At 60.3% G+C, this 8,228-nt stretch carries 8 protein-coding genes; 7 read left to right on the top strand and 1 reads right to left on the bottom strand.

Annotation, left to right across the window (positions count from 1 at the left end; genetic code table 11):
• Nucleotides 1–188: FAD-dependent oxidoreductase (locus tag EOA86_RS12940; RefSeq protein ID WP_164891718.1), on the bottom strand; the 188-nt coding region annotated here is incomplete at its 3' end.
• A gap of 1,520 nt (nt 189–1,708) precedes the next feature.
• On the opposite strand from EOA86_RS12940, the gene EOA86_RS40180 reads away from it, so the two are divergent.
• The 7 genes from EOA86_RS40180 to EOA86_RS12910 all read left to right on the top strand — a co-directional run bounded on the left by EOA86_RS40180 (nt 1,709) and on the right by EOA86_RS12910 (nt 7,937).
• The gene (locus EOA86_RS40180) at nt 1,709–2,125 is read left to right on the top strand and encodes a hypothetical protein (RefSeq protein WP_236473422.1); all 417 of its coding nucleotides are present in this window, start codon (nt 1,709–1,711) and stop codon (nt 2,123–2,125) included.
• Between the two features lie 12 nt (nt 2,126–2,137).
• On the top strand, nt 2,138–3,781 hold the full coding sequence (locus tag EOA86_RS12930) for an MFS transporter (protein WP_091600656.1): 1,644 nt from the start codon (nt 2,138–2,140) through the stop codon (nt 3,779–3,781).
• A gap of 413 nt (nt 3,782–4,194) precedes the next feature.
• On the top strand, nt 4,195–4,704 hold the full coding sequence (locus EOA86_RS12925) for a hypothetical protein (RefSeq protein ID WP_128342005.1): 510 nt from the start codon (nt 4,195–4,197) through the stop codon (nt 4,702–4,704).
• Nucleotides 4,599–5,297 (top strand): AMP-binding protein, encoded by a 699-nt coding sequence (locus EOA86_RS12920; protein WP_091600654.1) that lies wholly within the window; start codon nt 4,599–4,601, stop codon nt 5,295–5,297. The genes EOA86_RS12925 and EOA86_RS12920 overlap by 106 nt, the downstream gene beginning before the upstream one ends.
• 113 nt (nt 5,298–5,410) lie before the next feature.
• A complete protein-coding gene (locus EOA86_RS12915; RefSeq protein WP_128342004.1) occupies nt 5,411–6,712 on the top strand; it encodes a phosphopantetheine-binding protein in 1,302 nt (433 codons plus the stop codon).
• Nucleotides 6,713–6,759: 47 nt separating this feature from the next.
• On the top strand, nt 6,760–7,026 hold the full coding sequence (locus EOA86_RS40175; RefSeq protein WP_027033127.1) for a transposase: 267 nt from the start codon (nt 6,760–6,762) through the stop codon (nt 7,024–7,026).
• Entirely contained in the window at nt 7,023–7,937 is a 915-nt protein-coding gene (locus tag EOA86_RS12910; RefSeq protein WP_245497252.1) for an IS3 family transposase, read from the top strand. Before EOA86_RS40175 ends, EOA86_RS12910 begins: the two co-directional genes overlap by 4 nt.
• Nucleotides 7,938–8,228 lie beyond the last annotated feature (291 nt).

Below are 8,228 nucleotides of genomic sequence, written 5' to 3'. Positions count from 1 at the left end.
ATTTCGGCTGCCTCGATCACGACAGCGTCCAGGCCCCGCTCGGCAAGGTGGAGCGCGGTGGACAACCCGGTGTAGCCGGCGCCGACGATCGCGACGTCGGCGACGAGGTCACATCCCAGCCTCTCCGTTGCAGGCGGCGGCGGAGCTGTCCGCTCCCAAAGCCCATGGGACCGTCTGTCGTTCAGCATTCTTTCCACCCTCTCATCTTCAAAGTCCCTGCCCTAGCAGCAGCGCAACGAGCTCTCGACGTTGATCATTTTCGCGGATCAAAGGGCCATTACCGCTTTGCGAGCCTTACAAAACGGCGGTATCGGTCTGATGTGGGATCAAGGAACACCTGGGCTGGCGTACCTTCTGTCTCTCAATACTCCGCCGTAGAGAAAAATCGCGAGATCGACAGTTCTCGCGCGAATGCCATTTCAAGCATTGCTGCATGATTCTTGCCGTCGGTGAGACCCGTGATCATGAGGTCCGAGGCTCTGCGCGAACAGGTCGCATTTGACCCCATTCGCTTTTCCAATTCGGCCAACAGGTCGGGCCCAAACCCGATCAACTTTCCGTCAGGTGCCTGGCCATTAAAGGCGGAAAACGCTTCCGGGGTGATCCGAATGGTTCCCGCTCGTCGACTACCGACTGCAGCTAGGCCAGCACAAAACAAAAGCCACAAAAATGAAGGGCGGGTGTTCGGTCCCTTTGTGACTGTTTTTTGCAGCGCATCGGCTGCGCAGTCGGATTGCTGTCTCAAGCTAAGTAGAGTCTAAATATTGTCCCACTGCCCTTCTCCTCTCAAATACAATAACCCGCGAAACTCGTGAGCGCCGGTCTGGACAACGAAGGTGGATGCCAAGAGACACCAGCGCAAAGCTTGAGGAGGGCAGTCTTGCCGACCTAAGGCGGAGTGAGACTGGTTGAAGGCCCGACGCTGGCTAACGTTGCGCAGACACTCAGAAGGCCCGGCAGGAGACTGAGCTCGCTGCCGGGCCGGTGCGCCTTGGGAGGAGGCGTAGTTGCGAATCCGCTGCAAAAGTTCTGAATCACCCGCATCAAGTCGGCTTACAATAAGAGGATCGGACCAATCACAGCGCACCTGATGATTGTAGCGCATCTGAGTGGCCGATTTACGCGAATCATGCCCGATCAACGCAGGAGATCGGCGTTGTGGGTTTAAATGTGCAAAAAAACGGTGACACGCTTATTCCTTCACGGCTATCCAGTGGGAGCCCGAATAGGCCGATACTGATGACCGCGCTCAGGAAGAACGGCGCCGGCAGGAAAGCCGTCTCTCGTCGCCGAACCTGAGGGTGGATGCTGGCGGAGCTGGCAAGATTGCCGCGCACCCACGAGCCGCCAGGGCAAGCCGTACCCAGCGCATCTGGAGCGCCTAAGGGTAGGTGCCTTTGGGGATCCACGGTTAAACCTGCGCTCGTCTGGGGACAAACGCCGGATTCCTGAGATGCCCAATCGCCATAAGCTGTCAATGCAACGTTGCATGCGACTATGCTTCCGGCAATCCTTCCGCTGATCGCTATCGGCGAGCAACTTGCATATGTCCCCACTTGTGAGCCCCCAGACGTCGACCAGGCGGAAGATGGTGCGCTCCGTCATGGGGAGCCTGTTCGCAACGGTCAGAGATGAAGCGGCGCGGTGTCCCCAAGAGTCTTGCCACCCTGCGCGTCGGCGGCGGCACTGGTTGTGCGCCGAAGCTGGAGTGAGCGTCGACCGAGATGCCGCGCGTCGGCTGTTCACGCTGATCTACGCTCTGCTCACGCGCAATGCCGACTTAACAGACCTCGGACGACGCCCACAGGCAAGCAGCGATGAAACCATTGTGAAACTTACCGGCCTCGCCATGCCAGGTACGCACCATGTTATCGCTCCGGCGAGGCAGCTAACTGACTATCCTCAATCCGAGGAGGAAGCACTAAGGAATGCAAGATCACAAGGAAAGGATTCCCAATCGGTGATCAACGACGATCAGGATGCGGCGGCCGACGATCGGCAGAATCACATGCTCGCCGACGATGGACTTGTAGCGTTCCTTGTCGGGATCAACTGCGACGCGGAACTGCCGAGCATGGTCTCAGGAGGGGTGACGGCGACGACGAGAACGTCGCGCGTCGTTTAAGGTAAAAACGTCGTGCAGCACGAAGATCCTCATCCGGCCGTTCCAACGACGCTTGCCCCGCTTCGCAACCCTGCATTTCGCTCCATCTGGACTGCCACACAAATATCCAGCCTCGGGTGGCTCGTGCAAACGGTTGCCATCAGTTGGCTGATGGCCACTATTTCGGCGTCCGACCTGATGGTCGCACTCGTTCAGGCTGCATCGACATTACCGGTGTTCTTCCTCTCAATTCTCGCCGGCGCCATCGCCGACAACTTCAGCCGCAGAAGGGTCATGTTTGCGGGACACTGCTTGATCGCATTGGCGTCAACGACGCTGATGATTTCTGTGGGTCTGGGATTTGTCGATCCCTGGCTCCTACTCGGATTGGGCTTCCTGGCCGGCTGCGGCTTCGCGGTAAACGATCCGGCATGGCATGCCTCCGTCGGCGATATCCTTCACAAGCGCGACATTCCGGCTGCCGTGACGCTGATGTCTGTCGGATATAACATAGTGCGGAGCATAGGACCGGCTTTGGGGGGCGTAATCCTGGCCTTCTTTGGACCGCTGGCCGCTTTCGCCCTAGCCGCGCTGAGTGATCTGGCGCCTCTAGGCGCACTATGGCGCACGAAATGGAAAGTTCGCACTTCGCCTCTCCCTCGTGAGAGAATGGTGACGGCGATTCACGACGGCGTGCGCTTCACGGCGATGTCCTTGGAGATAAGGGCGGCGACCGCCCGTGCAGCCCTTTTCGGGCTCGCCAGCATTTCGATCCTCGCGCTGCTCCCGCTCGTCGTGCGGGATCAGTTGAAGAGCGGGCCGATCGTCTACGGCATTTTGTTGGCCGGCTTCGGAATGGGGGCTTTCATCGCGGGCATGAGCAACGGATTCCTAAGGAGGATCACGTCTCAAAACAGGCTGGTAGCATTCGCTTCTGTCGCCTGTGCAGCATGTTGCCTTTCCCTTGCACTTACATCGTCGGTCCCTGTGGCGGCAATTGCGCTATCGCTCGGTGGCGCGGGTTGGCTTATCACCTGGACGGGCATTGACGTGTCGGTGCAGCTGGCAAGCCCAAGGTGGGTTGTCGGCCGAACGCTCTCGATCTACTACGCCTTGAGCGCTGGAGGTATGGCAGCTGGCAGCTGGATCTGGGGTACAGTCGCGCAGAACTACTCCCTGACCTCAGCTTTGGAGGGCGCCGCGGGGGCTCTGCTGCTGGTTGCAGCGGCGGGAATAGTGTTGCCGGTGCGGCCTTGGGAAGAAACCGATCAAGAAAGTTCCGGTTTTCATCCACCGGAACTGGCGCTCGATCTGAAACCCAGAAGTGGCCCTATCGTTGCCAAAACTGAGTATTCCATATCCGAGGAGAATATCGAGGCCTTTCTGTCCTGCATGCGCGCAAGGCGCCACGTTCAGAGCCGGGCCGGTGCACGAAACTGGACGCTCCAAAGAAACCTTCAGACGCCTTCACTTTGGACAGAGACATTCCGCACGCCAACCTGGATGGATTTTCTTCGCCTCAATCATCGCCTCACGGCAGCGGATAAGGAAGTCGGCGATCATCTCCTGGCCCTGCATGAGGGGGAGCGGCCTCCGCATACAGTGCTTGCCATTGAGCGAACGACCGAGGCAGCTCGTTCCCGTGCCTCAACATTCGTTTCTCGTCCTCCGAGGTGACTTCATGATGATGTTGAACAAGCGCGGTGATCAACTCGTCGGCTGCAGTCGCGCGCCTGCCTGCTGCTCCCGTGCTGCCTGGCCAGGCCGTCACATTGAACCTAAACGATGGTCAAAAGTCAGCTACCGAGTTGGTAGGACAAACGTACAGCAAACGTCCGCCGGTGAACTTCGGGTGATGTGATCAGATGGCTGACAGCCACGCGGCCGTCGGTCCTTACGTTTCCCCATTGTCGAGCGGAGAAGAGCCCGCGTGTGCTCGAAACCGATGCCCTCCGCTCCCGAGCTTACACACCCAGGAAAGTTGATGCAGCGAGTCAACAGACGTGATAGCCGCCGTCCCCGACTGCACTGATGGCTGCAATAAGCCTTTCAGATTGACGGAGATCAGGGGAATGGGATTAACCCGGCGCTTGAACGAATACGGCGATCATCCGGCGCTGATCTTTCCCGGCGGCACGCCAATCACCTACCGCGATCTTGCGCGGCGTGTCACAGCGTTGGCAGCCGAGTTCGGACCGGAGAAAAAGCTGATCGCGGTAGCAGCCGAGCCGACGGAACACGCGGTCATCTCTTACCTGGCAGCCTTGCACGGCAAGCACGTCGTCGCATTGATCCCGCCCTGCAACGCGTCGGCTCTGGACGACTTCGTCGCCGAGTATGCACCCGAAATCATCTGCAGACGCGTAGACGCCCGCTGGTGCTGCCGCGCGGAACCCGGGGAGTCCAATGGCGCACTGCATCCCGATCTCGCCGTGCTGCTAGGTACCTCCGGTAGCACCGGCAAGAGCCGGTATGTTCGTCTGTCAGCCGCGCAATCGAGGCCAATGCCGCGGCCATTGTCAGCTATCTGGAACTCGACCACCGGGATCGGGCAGCGCTTATCCTGCCATTCCACTATTCCTACGGCCTCTCAGTCTTGAATTCTCACCTCGAGGCAGGTGCCAGCATCTATTTCCCGAAACACGGTGCCTCCCACACCGGCTTTGCTCAAGAGATCCGTGAAGCTTCCTGCACCAACATTAGTGGCGTTCCCTACTCCTTCGAAATGATGGACCACGCCGGCTTCCGGCGGCACGAGTTGCCAGCGTTGCGTTTCATGCCGGTAGCCGGCGGACGCATGCAGCAAGCTTTGGCCGAGACCTTTCGGCGTCATCTCGCGGACAAGTCTGCGCGCTTCTTCATGATGTACGGGCAGACCGAGGCAACCGCTCGCATCCCCTATGTTCCTCCCGGCGAGCTCGAGGGCAATCTGGGCAGCATCGGCATTGCCATCCCGGGCGGCAAACTCTGGTTGGCTGATGAAGACGGCCGGCCAATCGAACAAAATGGCGAGCCTGGCGAACTCATCTACAGAGGTCCCAATGTGATGATGGGCTATGCCCATCGACGGGCGGATCTGGCAAGGGCGTACGAAGTCGCGGATTTGCGTACAGGCGATATCGCAAAGCGTGATGATCGCGGGTTCTACTCGATAGTCGGTCGCCGCAAGCGAAGATCGCGGGCCTCCGCCTGAGCCACGACGCAATTGAAGCAGCGCTTGAGAAAGCTGGGATCGCCGCAGCAGTCGTTGGAGACGATGAACGCATTCTGGCGATGGTGACAACACCCAATGTCGACGACAACGAGGTGCTCGAGGTCTTGATGGCTGCAACCGGACTGCCAAGGCCGCACCTCAAAGTCGGCAGGGCGACGTCGTTGCGGAAACTTGCCTCGGGGAAGATCGACTATGCTTCGCTTCAGGCTCGCCTGCTAGCCCCGCGTCAGCAGATGGCCATGGATGTCCTGGACGCCTTCAGGAATGCCTTCTATCCGCGTCAAGTTGGTCCCAGCGACACATTCGAAACGCTCGGCGGCGACTCGCTGCTCTACGTGCAGCTCTCGCTAACCCTGGAACGTCAACTTGGGAGCCTGCCGGAGGGATGGGGAACCATGCCCCTTGGCGACCTTGCCCGAACCGCGGAACCGAGGAACCATAGTCGGTCCATCGACAGCCAACTGATCCTGCGTGCTGCCGCGATCCTGCTGGTTGTCATCCATCACGCAACGCTCTGGCCTATTCCGGGCGGAGCCGCCACACTCGTGATGCTGGTCGGTTTCAGCCTGGCTCGCTTTCAGCGCCAGCGGCTGTTCGCCGGCGATACGCTCGCGGTGCTGCGGCCGCTGGCAGCCAACCTCGCACTCTATGCGCCTGTCGTCGCGGGTTTCTCCCTGGCGCGGGGCGAGGTGCTCTGGCCTTCGGTCTTCCTCGTTGGCAATCTCGGCTTTACCGCACCGCCGCACATGATGCCGTATCTGTACTGGTTCGTTGAGGCCTACGCGCAGACCATTCTTCTATGGGTGATCCTGTTTTCCATTCCGCAGGCGCGGCGCATCGCACATGCAATGCCGCTCGTTTCTGGCATTTTCGTGCTGGCAATTGCAGTAGCAGCCAAGTTCCTCACGCCCCTCGTCTGGTACATCGGCGGACCGCAAATATTCACCCTTCCTGACATGCTTTATTTGGCCGTCCTGGGCTGGTGCCTGTACTTCCTCGACACGCCGCCCAAACGGAAGGCCTTCTTTTCCGTCATCGCTATTCTCTGCCTGGTGCTGGCCTGGTGGGGCGGCAATTGGACAGGTTCCTGGGTCAAGTTCATGCTGGTGCTCGGCGCGGTGTTCGTTCTGCTTTTCATTCCACGCATTACATTGCCCGGTTGGACGGCGCGCCTGATCCTGCCGGTCTCTGCCGCCAGCTATCACATCTATCTTTTTCACCGCGTAATCCCCGACTGGCTGCTTCCGCAACTCGACCTGGGCACGCACCAGCCTGCCGGCCCGGCAGCTGCCATTTCGATCGGTCTCGCATCAGGCCTGGTAGTATTCTGGTTGCAAAAACAATTGGTCGGCTGGCTCGCGTATCGGCGAGCCTCCCTGACCTTGCCCCTCTGATCTAATCCGGTTTGAAGTTCGTTCTGGCCCATCGAGAGGACCGGGACATGAAACGTAGCCGCTTCTCTGAAGAGCAGATCATCGGAATTTTGAAGGAACATGAGGCCGGGGTATCGGTTGCCGATCTGTGCCGCAAGCACGGGGTCAGCGACGCCTCTATCTATAACTGGAAGGCCCGCTTCGGCGGGATGGATGTCTCCGAGGCTCGGCGACTGAAGGCGCTGGAGGACGAGAACACGCGGCTGAAGCGGCTTCTGGCCGACGCCATGCTCGACAATGCCGCGTTGAAGGATCTTGTGGGAAAGAAATGGTGACGCCCGCGGCCAAGCGGAAAGCTGTCGCTCGCCTGAAGGAAGGCTTCGGGATGAGCGAACGGCGGGCGTGTAAAGCCATCGGCTGCTGCCGCATGACGGTTCGCTACGAGACCAGCAGGCCGGACGACCGCGAGGTTCGCGAGCGGATGAAGGCGATCGCGCAGGAGCGACGCCGGTTCGGCTACCGGCGTCTTCTCGTGATGCTGAGGCGGGAGGGCCTGGTCGTGAACCACAAGAAGCTGTTCCGGCTCTATCGGGAGGAGAAGCTCGCCGTTCGCCGCCGTGGCGGCCGCAAGCGGGCGATCGGGACCAGGGCGCCGATGCTGGTGCCGCTGAGGCCCGACGAGCGCTGGTCGCTCGACTTCGTATCGACGGGCGCCGCTTCCGCATCCTGGCCGTCGTCGACGACTGCACGAGAGAGTGCCTGCGCACTCATCGTTGATACGTCTCTCTCGGGCATGCGGGTTGCCCGCGAATTGGACCGGCTCACCACCGAGCGCGGCCGGCCCAGGATGATCGTCAGCGACAATGGCAGCGAGTTCACCTCGAACGCCATCCTCTCCTGGGCGGATCAGAACCGCGTCGAATGGCATTACATTGCGCCCGGCAAGCCGATGCAGAATGGCTTCATCGAGAGCTTCAACGGCCGACTGCGCGATGAACTGCTCAACGAGACGCTGTTTACCTCGCTGGCTCAGGCGCGCGTAGCCATCGCCCTGTGGCGCGCCGACTACAACACCGCGCGGCCGCACTCCCAAATCGCCTGGCAGACCCCGGCCGAGTTCGCCACCACCTTCAATCCGCGACGGTCGCTCGCGCTGCGCTATGCGAAAGGCTCCGCGCCAGCGCCCGTCGCTTCACCCGCCCAGCAGGGCACAACCCACGCCGGAAACGAACTCAAAACTGGATAGAAACTGGGGGCAACGTCACCACCAGGGAGTTGCCGAGCGCCGGGATCACGCGAGGAACGGCGCTGGGGCAGCAGGTCATCGATGCCGCTCCGACGCTTGTGGCTGTTGCAAAACATGACCACGTTAACCAACGCTCCAAGCGCCGCATCTTTGCCATCCACCGCAGGACTCGCTCAGTCGGATCCGCCAGCACGTCGCGCTGCTAGCTATCGATGTTCGATGCCGTGGAGTCGCTTCGGTGAGGCGTTCGCCATAGTGTTCTTCACCGCGCTGATACTGTCGCGAACAATT

Source organism: Mesorhizobium sp. M5C.F.Ca.IN.020.32.2.1, assembly GCF_004023105.1.
GTDB lineage: Bacteria > Pseudomonadota > Alphaproteobacteria > Rhizobiales > Rhizobiaceae > Mesorhizobium > Mesorhizobium wenxiniae.
Note: the sequence above shows the minus strand (reverse complement) of the source record. Positions and strands in the feature narration are given on the sequence as shown.